Raw genomic sequence first — 21,403 nt, 5'->3', positions numbered from 1 at the left:
TTACCCGGCCTTCAGAAGAGTGTGTTTAGCCGCCGTGCAGACGACGCGCGTCAATCACATCCGGCACCTGGTTCAGTTTGCCGAGCACGCGGCCCAGCACCTGCAGGTTGTAGATTTCGATAGTCATATCGATGGTGGCAAGCTGCTCGCGGGTATCGCTGCGGCTGGCGACGCCCAGCACGTTGACCTTCTCGTTGGCGAGAATGGTCGTGATGTCGCGCAGCAGGCCGCTGCGGTCGTTGGCAGTGACGCGCACCACCAGCGAGTAGCCGGCGGAATAGCTCTCACCCCAGACCGCTTCTACGATACGCTCCGGCGCATGCGACTGCAGCTCGGCAAGCTGGTCGCAGTCGGAACGGTGAATGGAAATCCCGCGCCCCTGGGTGATAAAGCCGACGATATCGTCGCCCGGAATAGGCTGGCAGCAGCGGGCAATATGGTGCATCAGATTGCCCACGCCCTCGACCACCACGCGGCCGTTGTCTTTGCTGCGCTGCTGCGGCGCGTAGGTTTTCTGCTGCAGCTGCTTCAGCGCCGCCGCGTCCTGCTCTGCCGCGCTTGGCTTATTGAACTGCGCCTGCAGGAAGTTCACCATCTGATTCAGACGGATATCGCCGCCGCCAATGGCCGCTAGCAGCTCGTCAAGCTCGTTGAAGTTGTAGCGCGGCAGCAGGAATTTCTCCGCCTCTTTCAGGCTTATCCCGATATGCTCCAGCTCGTCGTCGAGGATCTGGCGACCGGCAAGGATGTTCTTGTCACGATCCTGTTTACGGAACCAGGCGTGAATTTTCGAGCGCCCGCGGCTGGTGGTGACGTAGCCCAGGTTCGGGTTAAGCCAGTCACGGCTCGGGTTGGGCTGCTTCTGGGTAATGATTTCAATCTGGTCACCCATCTGCAGTTGATAGGTGAACGGTACGATTCGTCCACCGATTTTCGCCCCGATGCAGCGGTGCCCCACATCGCTGTGGATGTGGTAGGCAAAATCGAGCGGCGTAGAGCCCGCCGGCAGGTCGACAACGTCCCCTTTTGGGGTAAAGACGTAGACGCGATCGTCAAAGACCTGGCTGCGCACTTCGTCGAGCATCTCGCCGGAGTCGGCCATCTCTTCCTGCCACGCAATTAGCTTGCGCAGCCAGGCAATGCGGTCTTCGTGGCCAGAACGCGCTCCGCCGGACGTGCCTTCTTTGTATTTCCAGTGCGCGGCAACGCCCAGCTCGGCGTCCTCGTGCATCTGTTTGGTGCGGATCTGAATCTCGACCGTTTTGCCGCCTGGGCCAAGCACAACGGTATGGATAGACTGATAGCCGTTCGGTTTGGGGTTGGCGACATAGTCATCGAACTCATCGGGAAGATGACGGAAGTGAGTGTGTACTATCCCCAGCGCGGCGTAGCAGTCCTGCAGACGCTCCGCCACGATACGCACGGCGCGCACGTCAAACAGCTCGTCAAAGGCGAGGTGTTTCTTCTGCATTTTGCGCCAGATGCTGTAGATATGCTTAGGCCGGCCGTAGACTTCGGCGCGCACGTTCTCTTCTTTCATCGCCTGGCGCAGCCCGCCGACAAACTCCTCGATATAGTGCTCGCGGTCGATACGGCGCTCGTGCAGGAGTTTGGCAATACGTTTATATTCCGCCGGGTGCAGATAGCGGAAGCAGTAATCTTCCAGCTCCCACTTCAGCTGACCGATCCCTAAGCGGTTCGCCAGCGGCGCATAGATGTTTGTACACTCTTTGGCGGCCAGCACGCGCTCGTCTTCCGGCGCATCCTTCACCTCACGCAGGTGGGCAATACGCTCGGCAAGCTTGATGACCACGCAGCGGAAGTCATCCACCATGGCCAGCAGCATCCGGCGAACGTTGTCGACCTGTTCTGAGGAGACGGAATCGGTGTGCGCGGCTTTGAGCTGGCGGATGGCCGCCATATCGCGCACGCCGTGGATCAGCTCGACTACGGATTTCCCGACGCTGTCGCGCAGCACGTCTTCGCTGACCACGTCCGCATCCGCGAGGGGGAAGAGAAGCGCGGCCTGCAGCGTTTCAATATCCATGTTCAGCATGGATAAGATTTCCACCATCTCCACGCCGCGCCACAGGAGAAGATCGGCATCCGGATGCCCCTGCGTAGTGCGCAGACAATAGGCCCAGGTTTCGGTTAAGCGTTCACACGACTGCTGGCTGGAAATTCCCAGACTTGCGATCCATTTTTGTGGGTCAAATTCCCCAGCTTTATTAAGATGTGCACTTCTTACCGCAACCATTGTCCTCTCCTTTAGGGACCTGGGCCTGTCGAAGTCGACAAGCCAAACAAATTAGATGTGCTCGAACAACACCATCGATTCCAGATGTCCAGTGTGCGGGAACATGTCCAGCATTGCCAGACGCTGAATCTGGTAACCCGCGCTGATTAATGCCTCGCTGTCCCGGGCAAGCGTTGCCGGGTTACAGGAAACATAGACCACACGCTTCGGCGCGAGTTTAATAATATGTGCCATCACACCCGGGGCACCGGCACGCGCCGGGTCGAGCAAAATTTTATCAAAGCCCTGCTTTGCCCACGGCTGTTGGGTGACATCTTCCTCAAGATTTTGATGAAAGAATGTCACATTTTGCAAGCCGTTCTGCTGCGCGTTCTCCTGCCCTTTAGCTACCAGCGCCTCAACGCCTTCCACGCCGACGACGCTGGCCGCTTCTCGCGCCAGCGGCAGCGTGAAGTTGCCCATTCCGCAGAACAGGTCGAGCACCCGATCGCTTTTCTGAACGTCCAGCCACGTCAGCGCTTTCTCAACCATCAGTTGGTTAACGCCATCATTCACCTGAATGAAATCCCGCGGGCTGAACGTTAAGCGTAGCCCGTTTGACGCATACCAGGGCGCCTCACCGGTAACCTGCTCAAGTATCTCGCTTTGTGGTGCAAGGAAAAGCGCCAGGTCGTGGGAATGCGAAAAGCGTTCCAGTTTTTCGCGATCTTTTTTCGACAACGGCGCGGTATGGCGCAGGACCATCAGCGGTCCATTGTTTGCCATGACCAGTTCGACATGCCCGAGGTGGCGAACGCCGTCCAGCCCGGAAAGACAGGTGCGCACTTCCGGAAGCAATGCCTCAAGATGGGGCACCAAAATGGGGCACTGCTGCACATCGACAATGTCACTGGAGCCGGCCTTGCGAAACCCCATCTCCAGCCGCGCCGTTTTTGGCTGATAGCTGAGGCTCAGGCGCGCGCGTCGACGATAGCCCCAGGGCACATCGGAAAGAATTTCGTTAACGTCATGTTTAAGCTGACGCGCCAGCGCGCGGCTTTTGCTTTTTTGCTGTAATTCTTTGCTCGCATGCTGTTGCTGGCAGCCCCCGCAAACGCCAAAATGTGGGCAGCGGGGCTTCACGCGCTCCGGGCTATCGTTGAGGCGACGCTTAACCTGTCCGCGCGCGAACTGGCGTTTATCTTCCGTCAGCGTAATTTCTGCTCGTTCTGTTGGCAGTAAACCTGTTATAAACAGAGCCTTACCATTGTGACGTGCCACTCCCTGACCAAACGGATCGAGGTCCGTGGCTTCAACAGTAATGATTTGACGCGTCGTCACGCGTCGCTTTGCAGAGTAGAATTGCGCCATCGCCGAGATTTTTCTCACATAAACATAATTATCTTAATTGTCCCATAACGGAACGCCATGACCAACTACAGCCTGCGCGCGCGCATGATGATTTTGATCCTCGCCCCCACCGTTCTCATCGGTTTGCTGCTGAGTATCTTCTTTGTGGTGCACCGCTATAACGATTTGCAGCGGCAGCTGGAGGATGCAGGCGCCAGCATTATCGAACCGCTTGCCGTTTCCAGCGAGTACGGTATGAACCTGCAAAACCGCGAATCCATTGGTCAGTTAATCAGCGTGCTCCACCGCCGTCACTCGGACATCGTACGCGCCATTTCCGTTTACGACGAACATAACCGCCTGTTTGTCACCTCGAATTTTCATCTCGATCCGGCGGCCCTGAAGATCCCGGATGGTACGCCGTTCCCGCGCCACCTCACCGTACTGCGGCGCGGTGATATCATGATCCTGCGCACGCCGATCGTATCGGAAAGCTATTCCCCCGATGAGTCTGCGCAATCAGACGCCAAATCCAGCAACAATATGCTGGGATACGTGGCGCTGGAGCTGGATCTCAAGTCGGTCCGGCTACAGCAGTACAAAGAAATTTTCATCTCTGGCGTGATGATGCTGTTCTGCATTGGCATTGCGCTGATCTTCGGCTGGCGCCTGATGCGCGACGTGACGGGCCCCATCCGCAACATGGTTAATACGGTTGACCGCATCCGCCGGGGACAGCTCGACAGCCGGGTGGAAGGGTTTATGCTGGGTGAGCTGGATATGCTGAAAAACGGCATCAACTCGATGGCCATGTCGCTGGCGGCGTATCACGAAGAGATGCAGCACAACGTAGACCAGGCCACGTCCGACCTGCGCGAAACGCTGGAGCAGATGGAGATCCAGAACGTTGAGCTGGATCTGGCGAAAAAGCGCGCCCAGGAAGCGGCACGTATCAAGTCGGAATTCCTTGCCAATATGTCGCACGAGCTGCGTACGCCGCTCAATGGCGTGATCGGCTTTACCCGCCTGACGCTGAAAAGCGAGCTCAACCCGACTCAGCGCGATCACCTGCACACCATTGAACGTTCGGCCAACAACCTGCTGGCGATCATCAACGACGTGCTCGACTTCTCCAAGCTGGAAGCGGGCAAGCTGATCCTGGAGAGTATTCCGTTCCCGCTGCGCAGTACGCTCGATGAGGTGGTGACGCTGCTCGCGCACTCCTCGCACGACAAAGGCCTTGAGCTGACGCTTAATATTAAAAACGACGTGCCGGATAACGTCATTGGCGATCCGCTGCGCCTGCAGCAGGTCATTACCAACCTTGTCGGGAATGCGATTAAATTCACCGAAAGCGGTAACATCGACATTCTGGTAGAAAAACGCTCCATCAGCAGCAATAAGGTGCAGATTGAAGTCCAGATCCGCGATACCGGCATCGGTATTCCGGAGCGGGATCAGTCGCGTCTGTTCCAGGCGTTCCGTCAGGCGGACGCCAGTATCTCCCGCCGTCATGGCGGTACCGGCCTGGGGCTGGTGATCACGCAGCGCCTGGTGAACGAGATGGGCGGCGATATCTCTTTCCACAGCCAGCCGAATCGCGGTTCAACCTTCTGGTTCCACATTAATCTGGACCTCAACCCGAACGTGCTAACCGATGGCCCGGTGACGGACTGCCTGAAAGGCAAGCGTCTGGCCTACGTCGAACCTAACGCGGCGGCAGCGCAATGCGCGCTCGATATTTTAAGCACCACGCCGCTGGAGGTGGTCTACAGCCCAACCTTCTCGGCCCTTTCCGTTGAGCACTACGACATTCTGCTGATGGGGATCCCGGTCACCTTCACCGGCGAACTGACCATGCAGCAGGAGCGGCTGGCGAAAGCCGCGTCAATGACCGACTATCTGCTGCTGGCGCTACCCTGCCACGCCCAGATTAATGCAGAGGAGTTGAAAAACGACGGAGCCGCCGCGTGTCTGCTGAAGCCGCTCACCTCTACCCGCCTCCTGCCCGCGCTTACGGAGTATTGTCGTCTTAGCCAGCATGCTCTCCCGCTGATTGACGACGAGCAAAAATTGCCGATGAGCGTGATGGCGGTGGATGATAATCCGGCCAACCTGAAGCTGATTGGCGCGTTGCTTGAAGACCAGGTTCAGCACGTTGAGCTCTGCACCAGCGGCGCGCAGGCGGTTGAACAGGCGAAGCAGATGCAGTTCGATTTAATCCTGATGGATATACAGATGCCGGGCATGGATGGCATTCGGGCCTGCGAGCTGATCCACCAGCTGCCGCATCAGCAGCAAACCCCGGTTATTGCGGTCACCGCGCACGCGATGGCCGGACAGAAAGAGAAGCTGCTGAGCGCCGGAATGAATGATTATCTGGCGAAGCCCATCGATGAAGAGAAACTTCACAACCTGCTGTTACGCTACAAGCCGGGTCATATTGGCGGGACGTACACGGTTTCCAGCGAGCCGGTTGAAATCAGCGTTAACCAGAACGCCACCTTTGACTGGCAGCTTGCGCTGCGCCAGGCGGCAGGTAAGCCCGACCTGGCCCGCGAAATGCTGCAAATGCTGGTCGCGTTTCTGCCGGAAATTCGCAATAAGGTGGAAGAGCAGCTGGTGGGTGAAAACCCGGAAGCGCTGCTGGAAGCAATCCACAAGCTGCACGGCAGCTGCGGGTACAGCGGCGTGCCGCGGCTGAAAAACCTCTGCCAGCTGCTGGAGCAGCAGCTGCGTGCCGGCACGCCGGAATCGGAGCTTGAACCGGAGTTCCTGGAGCTGCTGGATGAAATGGATAACGTAACGCGGGAAGCGACGAAGTTGCTGGGGAGCTGAGGTAAAAGCCCGGTGGCGCTACGCTTACCGGGCCTACAATTGCGGGTGCGGCCTGATGCCCTCACCCACAGGGAGAGGGAGAACTACATTCCCTGCCCCACTTTCAGCACCGCCGCGATATTCCTTGCGGTCATCCTGACGTTCTCGCTGGCATTTTCCAGCGCGTCCTCCAGTGAGCAGATGGTGTAGATCACGCTAAACACCGCATCAATGCCGTGATCGTGTACCACGCCAACGTCCGCCGTCAGGCTGCCTGCAATGCCGATAACGGGTTTGTTAAAGCGTTTTGCCACTTTCGCCACGCCAACAGGGACTTTGCCGTGGATCGTCTGGCTGTCGATGCGGCCTTCTCCCGTGATCACCAGATCCGCATCGGCCACCTGGTCGGCCAGGTGTAGCGCATCGGTCACGATCTCAATGCCCTGGCGCAGCTCCGCGCCGCAAAAGGCGTACAGCGCGGCCCCCATGCCCCCCGCCGCGCCGCCGCCAGCAAGGTTTAGCACGTCGATATCCAGATCCCGGGCAATGACTCTCGCATACTGCGCCAGCGCGTTGTCCAGGGTGACGATCATCTCGGGTGTGGCCCCCTTTTGCGGGCCAAATACGGCTGACGCGCCATCCTTACCGGTGAGCGGATTCGTCACATCACAGGCGACCTCTATCCGGCACTCCGCCAGACGTCTGTCCAGCCCGCTCAGGTCGATACGCGCGAGTTTTCCCAGTTCGCCCCCGCCCTGTCCAAGAGGCTGTTCGCTGGCGTCCAGCAGCTTTGCCCCCAACGCCTGCACCATCCCTGCTCCGCCGTCATTGGTAGCGCTGCCGCCGATGCCGATGATGATATGCTTAACGCCCGCATCCAGCGCGTGACGAATAAGTTCGCCCGTGCCCCAGGAGGTGGTTTTCAGGGGATTACGCTGCGAAGGGACGACCAGCTCCAGGCCGCTTGCCGCCGCCATTTCAATAAAGGCACTCTGCTCGTCTCCGGATAAGCCATAAAACCCTTCCACGCGCTCACCCAGCGGACCGGTCACCGGAACATGCACAATGCGTCCCTGCGTTGCCGCGATCATCGCCTCAACCGTCCCTTCGCCACCGTCCGCGACCGGCAGTTTGACGTAAACCGCCTCGGGGAAGATCTCGCGAAAACCACGTTCTATCGCTGTCGCAACCTCAAGCGCACTCAAACTTTCCTTATACGAGTCCGGTGCGATAACAATTTTCATAAGCCATCCTTACGCATAGTCGTTACGTTAAGCATACACCACGTAAAAGACCGCTCGTGGGAGCGGTCCCAATGCGTTTATCGTACCATGCACGGGCGTTTATTGTCGAATGTCCAGTCCGGGATCAGATACTGCATCGCCATCGCGTCGTCGCGCGCGCCCAGACCGTGTTTCTGATACAGCTCATGAGCCTTCATGACCTGGTCCATATCCAGCTCAACTCCCAGCCCCGGTGAGGAAGGCACCTGCACCATGCCACCTTTGATCTCAAACGGCCGCTTAGTCAGACGCTGATTACCTTCCTGCCAGATCCAGTGCGTGTCGATAGCGGTAATCGTGCCCGGAGCGGCGGCGGCAACGTGCGTGAACATCGCCAGCGACACGTCGAAGTGGTTATTAGAGTGCGAGCCCCAGGTCAGGCCAAACTCGTGGCACATTTGCGCCACGCGCACCGACCCCTGCATCGTCCAGAAGTGCGGGTCAGCCAGCGGAATATCGACGGACTGCAATGACAGGGTGTGTCCCATCTGACGCCAGTCGGTGGCAATCATATTGGTCGCGGTCGGCAGCCCCGTGGCGCGACGGAATTCCGCCATGACTTCACGGCCCGAGAAGCCCTGTTCAGCCCCACACGGATCTTCCGCATACGCCAGCACGCCCTTCAGCTGCTTGCCAATTTTGATCGCTTCATCAAGCGACCACGCGCCGTTCGGATCCAGCGTCACGCGGGCCTGCGGGAAGCGTTTTGCCAGCGCGGTGACGGCTTCGGCCTCTTCTTCACCGGCCAGCACGCCGCCCTTCAGTTTGAAATCATTAAAGCCATATTTTTCGTACGCGGCTTCCGCCAGGCGCACCACCGCATCCGGGGTCATCGCCTCGTCGTGGCGGAGTCGATACCAGTCGCATTGTTCATCAGCCTGACTCTGATAAGGCAATCGCGTCAGCCTGCGGTCGCCGACAAAGAACAGATAGCCCAGCATTTCCACTTCGCTGCGCTGCTGCCCCTCGCCCAACAGCGACGCAACGTTAACGCCCAGATGCTGACCCAGCAGGTCCAGCATCGCGGATTCAATCCCGGTAACCACGTGAATGGTGGTGCGCAGATCGAAGGTCTGCAGGCCACGCCCTCCGGCATCGCGATCGGCAAAGGTGTTGCGCACGGTGTTGAGGATATTTTTGTACTCACCCAGCGTTTTGCCCACGACCAGCGGAATGGCATCTTCCAGCGTCCGGCGGATCTTCTCCCCGCCCGGAATTTCGCCCACGCCCGTATGGCCGGAATTGTCTTTGATAATGACAATATTGCGGGTGAAGAATGGCGCATGCGCGCCGCTCAGGTTCATCAGCATGCTGTCATGGCCAGCAACCGGAACGATCTGCATGGCGGTGACTACAGGGGTAGAAAAAGTACTCATCGTGTAATCCTTTTATCAGTGACGTCCAAAAACAGGGCGCTTACGGTCAAATGTCCAGCCGGGGATCAGGTATTGCATCGGGCCCGCGTCGTTACGCGAGCCGCCCGGTAGCTTTTTATACGCCTCATGGGCTTTATGGATCTGATCCCAGTCAATCTCCACGCCCAGCCCCGGCGCATCCGGTACGGCAATCTTGCCATTGATGATTTCCAGCGGATTTTTCGTCAGGCGGGCTTCCCCTTCCTGCCAAATCCAGTGGGTGTCGATGGCGGTCGGGTTACCCGGCGCCGCCGCGCCAACGTGGGTAAACATCGCCAGCGAAATATCAAAGTGGTTGTTCGAGTGACAGCCCCAGGTCAGCCCCCAGTCATCGCACAGCTGCGCCACGCGCACTGCACCTGAAAGCGTCCAGAAGTGAGGGTCCGCCAGCGGAATGTCGACGGCGTTCAGCATCACTGCATGACCCATTTCACGCCAGTTGGTGGCGATCATATTGGTCGCGACCGGCAGCCCGGTGGCGCGACGAAACTCGGCCATGACTTCACGGCCAGAGAAGCCCTGCTCCGCGCCACAGGGGTCTTCCGCATAGGTCAGGACATCCCCCAGCCCTTTGCACAGGCTAATCGCTTCGTCCAGCAGCCATGCGCCGTTGGGATCGACGGTGATCCGTGCATCCGCAAAGCGTTTTTTCAGCGCCCGGGCCGTTTCAATCTCCTGCTCGCCGGGCAGCACACCGCCCTTCAGCTTGAAATCCTTAAAGCCGTAGCGATCCTGCGCCGCCTCGGCCAGACGCACTACCGCGTCGCTGGAGAGCGCTTCCTGGTGGCGCAGGCGATACCAGTCGTGATCGCCCGTGGATCGCGCCAGATACGGGAGATCGGTCTTATTGCGATCGCCAACGTAGAACAGATAGCCCAGCACCGTTACCGCATCGCGCTGTTTGCCGGGCCCCAGCAGCTCGCAAACCGGAACATTGAGCGCCTTACCCAGCAAGTCGAGCAGGGCGGCCTCCAGCGCGGCAACCGCGTTGACGCGCAGTTCGAACGTCCAGGCACCTTTACCGAACGTATCAAAGTCTGCCGACTGATTGCCCTTATGCACCCGCTGAACCACCTTGTTCAGACGGGCGATCTCCTGGCCCACCACCTGCGGAATGGCATCAACCAGCGTCTGGTAAATCACCTCTCCGCCCGGGGCCTCGCCCACGCCGGTATTCCCTGCGCTGTCTTTCAGCACAACGATATTACGGGTAAACCAGGCGTTATGCGCACCGCCGATATTGAGCAGCATGCTGTCCTGCCCGGCCACCGGGATGACCTTCATCTCCGTAACGGTTGGACTCGATTGCGTTGTCATCATCCACGCTCCGCTACAGGTTTAAGTTCGACGCGTTTGATATCCCCCACCAGCACCAGGTAACTCAGCACCGCCACCAGCGCATGCACACCCACGTAGATTAGCGCACCGTTGAAAGAGCCGGTGGGCCGACGATGTAGCCGATAGCGATAGGCGTAACAATCCCGGAGATGTTGCCGAACATGTTGAACAGGCCGCCGCTCAGGCCGCTGATCTCCTTCGGCGCCGTATCCGCCATCACCGCCCAGCCCAGCGCGCCAATGCCTTTGCCGAAGAAGGCCATCGCCATAAAGCCGATAATCATCCATTCGGCGTTGACGTAGTTACAGAACACCATGGTCATGGAGAGCAGCATGCCGAGCACAATCGGGGTTTTACGCGCAATGTTCAGCGAGCCGGTACGGCGCATCAGCCAGTCGGAAATCACTCCGCCGAGCACGCCGCCGACGAAGCCGCAGATTGCCGGGACCGACGCGACAAATCCCGCTTTCAGAATCGACATGCCGCGTGCCTGCACCAGGTATACCGGGAACCAGGTGATGAAAAAGTAGGTTAAGGCGTTAATACAATACTGGCCCAGATAGATACCGATCATCATACGCGAACCGACGAGCTGCTTGATCTGCGCCCATTTCTGGCTGAACGGGACTTTTGCTTTTGCGGATTTCTGATCCATATTGATCAGCGCGCCGCCTTCCGCGATGTACTCCAGCTCTTTTTTGTTCACGCCTGGATGCTGATTAGGTTCGTGGATCACTTTCAGCCAGACGAAGCTGATGACGATCCCAAGCCCGCCCATGAAGAAGAAGACGTGCGACCAGCCCACCTCATGCGTCAGCCAGCCCATGATTGGCGCGAAGATCACCGTTGCGAAGTACTGTGCGGAGTTGAAAATCGCCACCGCCGTTCCCCTCTCCTGCGCCGGGAACCAGGCAGCGACAATGCGGCTGTTCCCCGGGAAGGAAGGTGCTTCCGCTAAGCCTACCAGGAAGCGCAGCGTGAAGAGCGCCACGATAATGCCGAAGCCGCTGAAGATATCGACGAAACCCTGCAACAGGGTAAACATCGACCAGATAAAGATGGACCAGAAATAGACGCGTTTAGATCCAAAACGGTCCAGCAGCCAGCCGCCAGGAATTTGCCCGATGACGTAGGCCCATGAGAATGCGGAGAAAACGTAACCCATGCCCACCGGATCAAGGCCGATATCTTTTGCCATTTCCGAACCGGCAATCGACAGCGTGGCGCGGTCACCATAGTTAAAGGATGTGACGATAAACAGCATCACCACTATCCAGTAGCGGGCGTTGGTGCGCTTTTCAGCGCTGCTCGCTGCGTGGCTTAATGTACTCATTGTTGCACTCCTGAAACATAGCTTTCGCCTGGTTCATTCTGTACAGCACCGGTAGGGTAATCAGAATGAGATTGGTGTTTTGTCGTTTTGGTACGGCCTGACGCCGTTTTATAGTGACCGGAAAAGTATATGAAGGAGTGCCTCATCACCTCACCGTGCAGAAACACAGTATTAAAGGGTGTATGAGAGGTTGTTTATGGCATAAGCCCAGGGGAATGGAAGGTGGTTCACGGAATTGGCGTTTGGAGCGGGGTGTAGCGCCGGGTGGCGGCTCCGCCTTACCCGGCCTACACAACTATTTAAGGAGAGTTGCCCAGTGCTCGACCCATGGGTTTGATTCGCTTTCAGGCTCCGGATGCTCTCCGGCATCAATCAGCAACATCTCGCCGACGCGCTGGGCGCTCTGTTCCTGCAGGAGCGCATCGAACTGCTTGCCGCCGCCGCAGAAGTTGGCGTAAGAGCTGTCGCCCAGGGCAATGATGCCGTAGTGCACGTCCGGCTGATAGCCAAGCTGGTCTTTAATGCCCTGGAAAAGCGGCACGATGCTGTCCGGCAGATCGCCCTGCCCGGTGGTGGAGGTCACCACCAGAATGTATTTATCTTGATACTTTTCCCAGTCTGCCAGTTCCGGATCTTCATAGACCGTGGCTTTATGGCCCTGGCTGGCGAGTATTGCCTCAGCCTCTTCCGCTACCAGCAGCGAGTTGCCGTACATTGTGCCGACAAAAATGCCTACTTCAGCCATGATATTTTCCCATAATGAATACGTTTATCGTTCATCCTGAACGTTGCCCGATACAAACTCAACCCTTTCATTTTCGGGGAGTTGTCCCAGCCAGCCAAACTGTGACAGCGCCTGCATCCAGACGTCGTCCAGCCCCGCACGGATGGTCAGCGCTTCGCCGGTAAACGGGTGCGTCAGGCTCAGCTCGCTGGCGTGCAGCATCAGACGATGGCAGCCAAAGTGTTCGGCCGCACTGCGGTTCTGGCGCAAATCACCGTGTTTGCTGTCACCAATAATCGGATGGCGCAGGTGCGCAAGATGGCGTCGCAGCTGGTGCTTACGCCCGGTTTTAGGCAGAAGCTCAACCAGGCTGTAGCGTGTGGTCGGAAATTTGCTGGTTGCAACCGGCATTTCGGTCGTCGCCATGCCGCGATAATCCGTTACTGCGGGCTGCGGACCTTTGTCATCGCGGGCAAATTTATCGGCGATTTTGTCCAGCTCCTCTACCAGCGGATAGTCCAGCGTGGCGGCTTCCGTCAGCCAGCCGCGCACGATCGCGTGGTAGCGCTTTTGCATCTGATGCTGTTCAAACTGCTGTGACAGCAGGCGTCCCGCCTCGCTGGAAAGCCCCATCAGCAGCACGCCGGAGGTCGGCCTGTCGAGACGATGGGCGGTAAAAACATGCTGACCAATCTGGTCGCGAACGGTCTGCATCACCACCACTTTCTCATCGCGATCGAGCCAGCTGCGGTGTACCAGCCAGCCTGACGGTTTATTCACCGCCACCAGCCACTCGTCCTGATAGAGGATCTCAAGCGTCATGCATCTTCACCGGCAAACAGGGCATCCAGTTTTTCCAGTTCGACCAGCATCACGTCGCGCGCAGGGTGCGTCGCCTCGAGCGCCATTTCATAGTAGGGAGAGACAGCAAACGCCTGCGGAAGCGGGTGACCGCCCTCAAGCAGGGCGTGCATGCGGGGAATTAACACCCACTGCAGCCACTCATACGGGGCCAGCGTATCCAGGCAGAAGGGCTGGGTGCTCGCGAACGCTTCTGGCTGCGGCGCGGTCTCCTGCCACAGCTGATGTTGGCGCAAAAGGGCTTCGATGGCGTGCAACTGAGCACGAACGCTATCGTGTTGCGTCATAGTAACCTCAACTGAAAAAGTGAACGGCGCGCAGCATAGCATTGCGGAAGGCAGAAATAAAAAAAGGGAGCACTGTAAAAACAGTGCTCCCGGTTCGTTTCGCAGCATTCCAGCTACAATTCGTGCTCCCTGCTCATCCGTGACAACTTTTCCTGAAGCCCGAAGGCCTGGTCATCCGTAAGCCAATGCATCCTGCACACATCTTCCTGACGTGTTTGTCTCATCCTGAAACGTCCTGGCCTTCCTGACCCACCGACCATCCTGACCGGCTCTCGTTCTCCTTCCTGGAGGTGTCCCTTACGCATCCTGCGTTATCCACTTCGCTTCATAATGAAGCCTTCCTGCAGCGCCATCCTGACGAGTCCTGTGTGAGAAACGCCGTCATCCTGATGTTCGTTTCTCGTGTCGGCGTCCTGTCGACGGAGATAGAATCCGCTATTCCGCTTCGTCTTACAACCCACCCTTTCTGGGTTGTAAGCCGTAAGAAATCCCTAAAAACGATACGATGAACAGGTAATCCATTGAAAAACAGAGTGATATTAATCTGAATTAAATGAGGTAATACTGAATCTTCAGCGATCTCTCACAAACGTTGTAAGAGATCTCTCACACGCGCTATAGCATCATGGATTACAGAAGTGGCTCAAGTCGGGTAAGGAAATCCGCAAGAGAGGGGGCGAGAGTCTCGCGATTGCGGGTGCCGATAGTCTCTTTAATTACTTCACCTGACAGGTTACAGACGGAGATAACGTCCAGTTCACTGTCCAGCGTGGCAATAAAGAGCGTCGGAGAAAGCTTAAGTCGTTTTTGCGTGACCAGATGACCAATCAGGTTTTCCTGAACACGCTGCAGATCGTCTTCGCTCCAGGTCTGCAACAGCGTCAGCGTAACATCAGCAAAGCGCGCGGGCATATCCCCTGCGAACTGCGTGGTATAAAACGCATGAACCGCTGGTTGTACCATAATGTCCATTGCCCGTTCAACCGCATTTACATTTTGCTCGCCGTCGAAAGGTTTTGGCTGCCAGATAACGTAATCGTCGACTGAAGAGATAATGCACGGCGAAGGTACACCATACAAATCAGCACTTTGCGGCCAAGTCTGGTCCTTTTCATGCCATGCGTCACAGTAGCGGGCCGTGAAGGTAGTGAGGGCATTTGCAGTTTCGATGTCCACCGATTTCTCTCTTCTTGTCAGACAGGATAAACTCAGGCCATAAGTGTACCTGTAAAGTGGCTATGAAACATGTCTTACGAAAATCATCAGGCGTTAACCGGCTTAACGCTGGGTAAATCGACCGATTACCGCGATACCTACGATGCAAGCCTGCTTCAGGGCGTGCCGCGCAGCCTGAACCGCGATCCTCTGGGCCTGCATGCAGACGCATTGCCGTTTGTCGGCGGTGACATCTGGACGCTGTACGAACTCTCCTGGCTTAACGCGCGCGGTCTGCCGCAGGTGGCGGTGGGCCACGTTGAGCTGGATTACGCCAGCGTTAATCTCGTCGAGTCCAAAAGCTTTAAGCTCTATCTCAACAGTTTTAACCAGACAAAATTCAACAGCTGGGACGACGTTCAGCACACCCTGGAACGTGATTTAAGCGCCTGCGCGCAGGGAAAGGTGAGCGTTTCACTGTATCGCCTGCACGAGCTGGAAGGGCAGCCAGTCGCCCACTTCAACGGGACCTGCATCGACGATCAGGATATTGAGGTGGAGAATTATGAATTCAGCGCCGATTACCTCGAAAACGCCGCGAGCGGAAAAGTGGTCGAAGAGACGCTGGTCAGCCACCTGCTGAAATCCAACTGCCTGATCACCCACCAGCCGGACTGGGGCTCGGTGCAGATCCAGTACCGCGGCCCGAAAATCGACCGGGAAAAATTGCTGCGCTACCTGGTGTCGTTCCGCCATCACAACGAATTCCACGAGCAGTGCGTGGAGCGTATCTTTAGCGATATTCAGCGTTTCTGCCAGCCAGAAAAACTGAGCGTTTACGCGCGCTACACCCGCCGCGGCGGTCTGGACATCAACCCGTGGCGCACCAACACCGATTTTGTGCCGGCAACGGGACGGCTGGTGCGTCAATAATATAAATATTTTCACAATATGCGCGGTATCTTCCGCGCTTTAGGTTGTGAAACGTCACACGCCAGGGCTATTGTAATCAACAGGGAAAGACGATAATCGTCCCGTAAGGAGCTCACTTGATTACACATATTAGCCCGCTTGGCTCAATGGATATGTTGTCGCAGCTGGAAGTGGACATGCTTAAGCGCACGGCCAGCAGCGATCTTTATCAACTGTTTCGTAACTGTTCACTTGCCGTACTGAACTCCGGAAGCCTGACAGATAACAGTAAAGAACTACTGTCCCGCTTTGAAAGCTTTGATATCAACGTGCTGCGTCGCGAGCGTGGCGTGAAGCTTGAAGTCATCAACCCGCCGGAAGAGGCCTTTGTCGACGGGCGCATCATTCGTTCACTTCAGGCTAACCTGTTTGCCGTGCTGCGTGACATCCTGTTTGTTAACGGGCAGATCCACAACGCAGGCCGTTTCCAGCATCTCGACCTGGAAAGCTCAGTCCATATCACCAACCTGGTGTTCTCCATTTTGCGTAACGCCCGCGCCCTGCACGTTGGCGAAGCGCCGAACATGGTCGTCTGCTGGGGCGGCCACTCCATTAACGAAACCGAATACCTTTATGCCCGTCGGGTAGGAACGCAGCTCGGCCTGCGCGAGCTGAACATCTGTACCGGCTGCGGTCCAGGTGCGATGGAAGCACCAATGAAAGGTGCCGCAGTGGGACACGCGCAGCAGCGTTATAAAGAGGGGCGGTTTATCGGCATGACCGAGCCGTCAATCATAGCCGCTGAGCCGCCTAACCCGCTGGTTAACGAGCTGATTATCATGCCGGATATCGAGAAACGTCTTGAAGCGTTTGTCCGTATCGCCCACGGCATTATCATCTTCCCGGGCGGCGTGGGGACAGCGGAAGAGCTGCTCTATCTGCTGGGTATTCTGATGAACCCGGCCAACAAAGATCAGGTTCTGCCGCTGATCCTGACCGGGCCAAAAGAGAGCGCCGACTACTTCCGCGTGCTGGACGAGTTTATCGTGCACACGCTGGGTGAAGCCGCGCGTCGTCACTATCGCATCATCATTGACGATGCCGCGGAAGTGGCGCGCCAGATGAAAAAAGCGATGCCGTTGGTAAAAGAAAACCGTCGCGATACCGGCGATGCGTACAGCTTTAACTGGTCAATCCGCATCGCGCCGGACCTGCAGATCCCGTTCGAGCCAACGCATGAAAATATGGCGAACCTGAAACTCTACCCGGACCAGCCGGTGGAAGTCCTGGCGGCCGATCTGCGTCGTGCCTTCTCCGGGATTGTGGCGGGCAACGTCAAAGAGATGGGCATCCGCGCCATTGAACAGTACGGTCCGTACAAGATCCACGGCGATCCGGAGATGATGCGCCGCATGGACGACATGCTGCAGGGCTTTGTCGCTCAGCACCGCATGAAGCTGCCGGGCTCAGCCTACATTCCTTGCTACGAAATCTGCACCTAACGCTCAGCAGCATCTGATCAAAGCCGGGTCGCCCTGTTGCGCGTCCCGGCTTTTTTATTACCGAGGTAATTCATACGCATCACTTATGTCTTTTACAAACTATGCGCAAACGCAAACGATTACCTTGTTTTTTCAACCGTAAATTATCAGCCTTAATCTAAATTACATGCCAGAAAATACTAAAAACCCATTTCTTTACAGCGAAAGACACCTATATCACGGGTCAGTCTTTCAGCTCACATGTCGTTGGTGGTAGCCTTCGCGCCCGTAAATTCTCTTTGATGTTTTTTTAACAGATAAATGGTCTAAAGATGCCCACATCATAAGTGGATTATTGCATTTGGGATCAGGATCACTGATAGATTCATAACTAGAATGTATCTTTCCGCCCGCCAATAGTTACGGGCGAAAATTATTAAAAAACCGTCACTGAACGAATTTCATATTACCGTCAGGCACTTTTTCATCGGATTTGACTAAAAAACCTGACAATTCGCTTCCTCCAGGAGATACAGATGGAAACCACTCAAACCAGCACCGTTGCTTCGATTGAATCCCGAAGTGGTTGGCGCAAAACGGATACCATGTGGATGCTTGGCCTTTACGGCACAGCAATCGGCGCTGGTGTACTGTTCCTTCCTATCAACGCAGGCGTCGGCGGTCTGATCCCGCTGATCATTATGGCTATCATTGCTTTCCCGATGACCTTCTTTGCACACCGCGGTCTGACCCGCTTCGTGCTGTCCGGTAAAAACCCGGGCGAAGACATCACTGAAGTTGTTGAAGAGCATTTCGGCGTTGGCGCAGGTAAACTAATTACCCTGCTCTACTTCTTCGCGATTTACCCTATTCTGCTGGTCTACAGCGTGGCAATCACCAACACCGTTGAAAGCTTCATGATGCACCAGCTGCACATGACGCCGCCGCCGCGTGCGATTCTGTCTCTGATCCTGATCGTGGGCATGATGACTATCGTTCGCTTCGGTGAGCAGATGATTGTGAAAGCAATGAGCGTACTGGTCTTCCCGTTCGTTATTGCTCTGATGGTGCTGGCTTGCTACCTGATCCCACAGTGGAACGGTGCAGCGCTGGAAACCCTGTCCCTGAGCAGCGCATCGGCAACCGGTAACGGCCTGCTGATGACCCTCTGGCTGGCGATTCCAGTGATGGTGTTCTCTTTCAACCACTCCCCAATCATTTCTTCTTTCGCTGTGGCGAAACGTGAAGAGTACGGTAATGGCGCAGAGAAGAAGTGCTCCAGCATCCTGGCACGCGCTCACATCATGATGGTACTGACCGTAATGTTCTTCGTCTTCAGCTGCGTACTGAGCCTCTCCCCGGTGGATCTGGCGGCAGCGAAAGAGCAGAACATCTCTATTCTGTCTTACCTGGCGAACCACTTTAACGCACCGGTCATTGCGTGGATGGCACCAATCATCGCGATTATCGCCATCACCAAATCCTTCCTGGGCCACTACCTCGGCGCGCGTGAAGGCTTCAACGGTATGGTGATTAAATCTCTGCGCGGTAAAGGCAAGAGCATTGAAATCAACAAGCTGAACAAAATCACTGCGCTGTTCATGCTGCTCACCACCTGGGCGGTAGCAACGCTGAACCCAAGCATCCTGGGCATGATTGAAACCCTGGGCGGCCCGGTCATCGCGATGATTCTGTTCCTGATGCCGATGTACGCGATTCAGAAAGTCCCTGCTATGCGCAAGTACAGCGGTCATGTGAGCAACGTGTTTGTAGTTATCATGGGTCTTATCGCAATCTCTGCGATCTTCTACTCCCTGTACACCATGTTCTGATCATCACCCGCGCCGTCTTCGGACGGCGCACTCCTCCCTCTCTGACTGAAAGCAATGGACGCATCATGATTAGCGTATTCGATATCTTCAAAATCGGTATTGGTCCTTCCAGCTCTCACACCGTCGGACCAATGAAAGCCGGTAAGCAGTTCACGGATGACTTGATTGCACGCGGTATCTTGCATGACATTACCCGCGTGGTTGTCGATGTATACGGCTCGCTTTCCCTGACCGGGAAAGGCCACCATACCGATATCGCCATTATCATGGGCCTGGCGGGAAACCTGCCGGATACCGTTGATATTGATGCGATCCCTGGCTTCATCCAGGATGTGAACACCCACGGTCGCCTGCTGCTGGCGAACGGTGAGCATGAGGTTGAATTCCCGGTTGACCACTGCATGAATTTCCATGCGGACAACCTGTCGCTGCACGAAAACGGCATGCGCATTACCGCGCTGGCCGGCGACAAAGCGGTATACAGCCAGACGTATTACTCTATCGGCGGCGGTTTTATCGTCGACGAAGACCACTTTGGTCAAACCAATACCTCTTCTGTCGAAGTGCCGTATCCGTACAAAACGGCGGCGGATCTTCAGCGTCACTGTCAGGAGACGGGCCTTTCCCTCTCCGGCCTGATGATGAAAAACGAGCTGGCACTTCACAGTAAAGAAGAGCTCGAACAGCACTTCACTAACGTCTGGGAAGTGATGCGCGGCGGTATTGAGCGCGGGATCACCACCGAAGGCGTTCTGCCGGGCAAGCTTCGCGTGCCGCGTCGCGCTGCTGCACTGCGCCGTATGCTGGTGAGCACCGACAAAACGACGACGGACCCGATGGCCGTTGTAGACTGGATCAACATGTTCGCCCTGGCGGTAAACGAAGAGAACGCCGCAGGGGGCCGAGTGGTCACCGCGCCGACTAACGGCGCCTGCGGTATCGTTCCGGCGGTGCTGGCGTACTACGACAAGTTTATCCGTGAAGTGAACGCGAACTCGCTGGCGCGCTACCTGCTGGTCGCCAGTGCGATTGGTTCGCTGTATAAGATGAACGCGTCTATCTCCGGTGCGGAAGTGGGCTGTCAGGGTGAAGTCGGCGTGGCGTGCTCCATGGCGGCGGCGGGTCTGGCCGAACTGCTGGGTGCAAGCCCGACACAGGTGTGCATTGCTGCGGAAATCGGCATGGAGCATAACCTGGGGCTGACCTGTGACCCGGTTGCCGGACAGGTACAGGTACCGTGCATCGAACGTAACGCGATTGCCTCCGTGAAGGCGGTGAACGCGGCACGTATGGCGCTGCGCCGTACCAGCGAACCGCGCGTCTGTCTCGATAAGGTTATCGAAACCATGTACGAAACCGGTAAAGATATGAACGCCAAATACCGCGAAACCTCTCGCGGCGGCCTGGCGATGAAGATCGTAACCTGCGATTAAGCCCCTCAGGAAGCCTCGTTTTGCGAGGCTTCTTCCTGTTTTCCCCACCATTCATAGTTTCACGCTGCTGACAGTGTTACCCTTCACGCATGAGATAGAAGGGAGATTATCTGTGGCCGTTCATTTACTTATCGTCGATGCTCTTAACCTGATTCGCCGTATCCATGCGGTACAGGGGACGCCTTGTAAAGACACCTGCCTGCACGCGCTGGAACAGCTTATCCGCCACAGTGAGCCCACCCATGCGGTCGCGGTATTTGATGACGAAGCCCGCAACACGGGCTGGCGACACCAGCGTCTGCCCGACTACAAAGCCGGACGCGCCCCGATGCCGGACGATCTTCACGCCGAGTTGCCCATGCTGCGCGCTGCATTTGAACAGCGGGGCGTTCCCTGCTGGGGCGCACAGGGAAACGAAGCCGACGATCTCGCGGCCACCCTGGCCGTAAAGGTGGCAAGTGCCGGACATCAGGCCACTATCGTTTCAACTGACAAAGGCTATTGCCAGCTGCTCTCTCCGACTATTCGCATTCGTGACTATTTTCAAAAACGCTGGCTGGACGCGCCGTTTATTGCCAGCGAGTTCGGCGTATCGCCCGAGCAACTGCCGGATTACTGGGGGCTGGCAGGCATCAGCAGTTCTAAAGTTCCGGGTGTCGCCGGTATTGGGCCGAAAAGCGCCGCGCAGCTGCTGACCGATTTTCAAAGTCTGGAAGGGATTTACGCCCGTCTGGATGGGGTACCGGAAAAGTGGCGCAAGAAGCTGGAGGCGCATAAAGAGATGGCGTTTATCTGCCGGGAAATCGCAACGCTACAGACGGATTTACAGCTGGACGGGAATTTACAGCAGTTGCGGTTAGAACGTTAATATCCCCTCACCCTACCCTCTCCCCATGGGGGAGAGGAAACTGCCCGGTGCGGTCTTTTCCCCCCTCGCCCCTTTGGG

At 56.7% G+C, this 21,403-nt stretch carries 15 protein-coding genes and 1 pseudogene; 6 read left to right on the top strand and 10 right to left on the bottom strand.

Going from position 1 to position 21,403, the window contains the following annotated elements; all coding sequences use genetic code 11:
* Positions 1-25: 25 nt before the first annotated feature.
* Both relA and rlmD read right to left on the bottom strand, forming a co-directional pair.
* Complete coding sequence (relA, locus tag ACJ69_RS21810) at positions 26-2,257, bottom strand: GTP diphosphokinase (RefSeq protein ID WP_029741552.1); 2,232 nt, start codon at positions 2,255-2,257, stop codon at positions 26-28.
* A 51-nt stretch (positions 2,258-2,308) separates the two neighbouring features.
* On the bottom strand, positions 2,309-3,607 hold the full coding sequence (gene rlmD, locus ACJ69_RS21805; RefSeq protein ID WP_059347746.1) for a 23S rRNA (uracil(1939)-C(5))-methyltransferase RlmD: 1,299 nt from the start codon (positions 3,605-3,607) through the stop codon (positions 2,309-2,311).
* Between the two features lie 57 nt (positions 3,608-3,664).
* On the opposite strand from rlmD, the gene barA reads away from it, so the two are divergent.
* Positions 3,665-6,424 (top strand): two-component sensor histidine kinase BarA, encoded by a 2,760-nt coding sequence (gene barA, locus ACJ69_RS21800; RefSeq protein ID WP_054829529.1) that lies wholly within the window; start codon positions 3,665-3,667, stop codon positions 6,422-6,424.
* A gap of 83 nt (positions 6,425-6,507) precedes the next feature.
* Here barA and ACJ69_RS21795 read toward each other — a convergent pair whose 3' ends face one another.
* The 8 genes and pseudogenes from ACJ69_RS21795 to syd form a co-directional block, all read right to left on the bottom strand.
* Complete coding sequence (locus ACJ69_RS21795) at positions 6,508-7,647, bottom strand: glycerate kinase (protein WP_059347745.1); 1,140 nt, start codon at positions 7,645-7,647, stop codon at positions 6,508-6,510.
* Between the two features lie 77 nt (positions 7,648-7,724).
* Positions 7,725-9,062, bottom strand: coding sequence for a glucarate dehydratase (gene gudD, locus ACJ69_RS21790; RefSeq protein WP_059347744.1), 1,338 nt, complete (start codon positions 9,060-9,062; stop codon positions 7,725-7,727).
* A gap of 15 nt (positions 9,063-9,077) precedes the next feature.
* On the bottom strand, positions 9,078-10,418 hold the full coding sequence (locus tag ACJ69_RS21785) for an enolase C-terminal domain-like protein (RefSeq protein ID WP_059347862.1): 1,341 nt from the start codon (positions 10,416-10,418) through the stop codon (positions 9,078-9,080).
* Positions 10,418-11,772, bottom strand: a pseudogene (gene gudP / locus ACJ69_RS21780) (galactarate/glucarate/glycerate transporter GudP). Before gudP ends, ACJ69_RS21785 begins: the two are co-directional and overlap by 1 nt.
* 295 nt (positions 11,773-12,067) lie before the next feature.
* A complete protein-coding gene (locus tag ACJ69_RS21775) occupies positions 12,068-12,517 on the bottom strand; it encodes a flavodoxin (protein ID WP_054829530.1) in 450 nt (149 codons plus the stop codon).
* Between the two features lie 24 nt (positions 12,518-12,541).
* Positions 12,542-13,318, bottom strand: a complete 777-nt coding sequence (truC, locus tag ACJ69_RS21770; RefSeq protein ID WP_054829531.1) for a tRNA pseudouridine(65) synthase TruC — start codon at positions 13,316-13,318, stop codon at positions 12,542-12,544.
* Complete coding sequence (locus tag ACJ69_RS21765) at positions 13,315-13,644, bottom strand: YqcC family protein (protein WP_059347743.1); 330 nt, start codon at positions 13,642-13,644, stop codon at positions 13,315-13,317. The genes truC and ACJ69_RS21765 overlap by 4 nt, the downstream gene beginning before the upstream one ends.
* A 630-nt stretch (positions 13,645-14,274) precedes the next feature.
* A complete protein-coding gene (gene syd / locus ACJ69_RS21755; RefSeq protein ID WP_054829532.1) occupies positions 14,275-14,820 on the bottom strand; it encodes a SecY-interacting protein in 546 nt (181 codons plus the stop codon).
* Positions 14,821-14,889: 69 nt separating this feature from the next.
* Here syd and queF point away from each other — a divergent pair, with 69 nt between their 5' ends.
* The 5 genes from queF to xni all read left to right on the top strand — a co-directional run bounded on the left by queF (position 14,890) and on the right by xni (position 21,325).
* Complete coding sequence (queF, locus tag ACJ69_RS21750) at positions 14,890-15,732, top strand: NADPH-dependent 7-cyano-7-deazaguanine reductase QueF (protein WP_021241894.1); 843 nt, start codon at positions 14,890-14,892, stop codon at positions 15,730-15,732.
* Between the two features lie 116 nt (positions 15,733-15,848).
* Positions 15,849-17,213, top strand: a complete 1,365-nt coding sequence (gene ppnN, locus ACJ69_RS21745; RefSeq protein ID WP_023309027.1) for a nucleotide 5'-monophosphate nucleosidase PpnN — start codon at positions 15,849-15,851, stop codon at positions 17,211-17,213.
* Positions 17,214-17,728: 515 nt separating this feature from the next.
* Complete coding sequence (locus ACJ69_RS21740) at positions 17,729-19,024, top strand: HAAAP family serine/threonine permease (protein ID WP_029741560.1); 1,296 nt, start codon at positions 17,729-17,731, stop codon at positions 19,022-19,024.
* 65 nt (positions 19,025-19,089) lie between these two features.
* On the top strand, positions 19,090-20,457 hold the full coding sequence (locus tag ACJ69_RS21735) for an L-serine ammonia-lyase (RefSeq protein ID WP_033146431.1): 1,368 nt from the start codon (positions 19,090-19,092) through the stop codon (positions 20,455-20,457).
* A 112-nt stretch (positions 20,458-20,569) separates the two neighbouring features.
* Positions 20,570-21,325 (top strand): flap endonuclease Xni, encoded by a 756-nt coding sequence (xni, locus tag ACJ69_RS21730; protein WP_059347742.1) that lies wholly within the window; start codon positions 20,570-20,572, stop codon positions 21,323-21,325.
* Positions 21,326-21,403 lie beyond the last annotated feature (78 nt).

Origin of the sequence: Enterobacter asburiae (assembly GCF_001521715.1) — a bacterium.
Lineage (GTDB): Bacteria > Pseudomonadota > Gammaproteobacteria > Enterobacterales > Enterobacteriaceae > Enterobacter > Enterobacter asburiae.
The sequence above is the reverse complement of the archived record's forward strand: the minus strand, read 5'-3'. Positions and strand labels throughout refer to the sequence as shown.

Excerpts from the sequence above, each read along its gene's own strand:
- gudD (WP_059347744.1), bottom strand. The coding sequence starts at position 9,062 with ATGAGTACTTTTTCTACCCCTGTAGTCACCGCCATGCAGATCGTTCCG.
- ACJ69_RS21740 (WP_029741560.1), top strand. The coding sequence starts at position 17,729 with ATGGAAACCACTCAAACCAGCACCGTTGCTTCGATTGAATCCCGAAGT.
- truC (WP_054829531.1), bottom strand. The coding sequence starts at position 13,318 with ATGACGCTTGAGATCCTCTATCAGGACGAGTGGCTGGTGGCGGTGAAT.
- ACJ69_RS21795 (WP_059347745.1), bottom strand. The coding sequence starts at position 7,647 with ATGAAAATTGTTATCGCACCGGACTCGTATAAGGAAAGTTTGAGTGCG.
- barA (WP_054829529.1), top strand. The coding sequence starts at position 3,665 with ATGACCAACTACAGCCTGCGCGCGCGCATGATGATTTTGATCCTCGCC.
- ACJ69_RS21735 (WP_033146431.1), top strand. The coding sequence starts at position 19,090 with ATGATTAGCGTATTCGATATCTTCAAAATCGGTATTGGTCCTTCCAGC.
- ACJ69_RS21775 (WP_054829530.1), bottom strand. The coding sequence starts at position 12,517 with ATGGCTGAAGTAGGCATTTTTGTCGGCACAATGTACGGCAACTCGCTG.
- rlmD (WP_059347746.1), bottom strand. The coding sequence starts at position 3,607 with ATGGCGCAATTCTACTCTGCAAAGCGACGCGTGACGACGCGTCAAATC.
- relA (WP_029741552.1), bottom strand. The coding sequence starts at position 2,257 with ATGGTTGCGGTAAGAAGTGCACATCTTAATAAAGCTGGGGAATTTGAC.
- ACJ69_RS21765 (WP_059347743.1), bottom strand. The coding sequence starts at position 13,644 with ATGACGCAACACGATAGCGTTCGTGCTCAGTTGCACGCCATCGAAGCC.
- queF (WP_021241894.1), top strand. The coding sequence starts at position 14,890 with ATGTCTTACGAAAATCATCAGGCGTTAACCGGCTTAACGCTGGGTAAA.
- ACJ69_RS21785 (WP_059347862.1), bottom strand. The coding sequence starts at position 10,418 with ATGACAACGCAATCGAGTCCAACCGTTACGGAGATGAAGGTCATCCCG.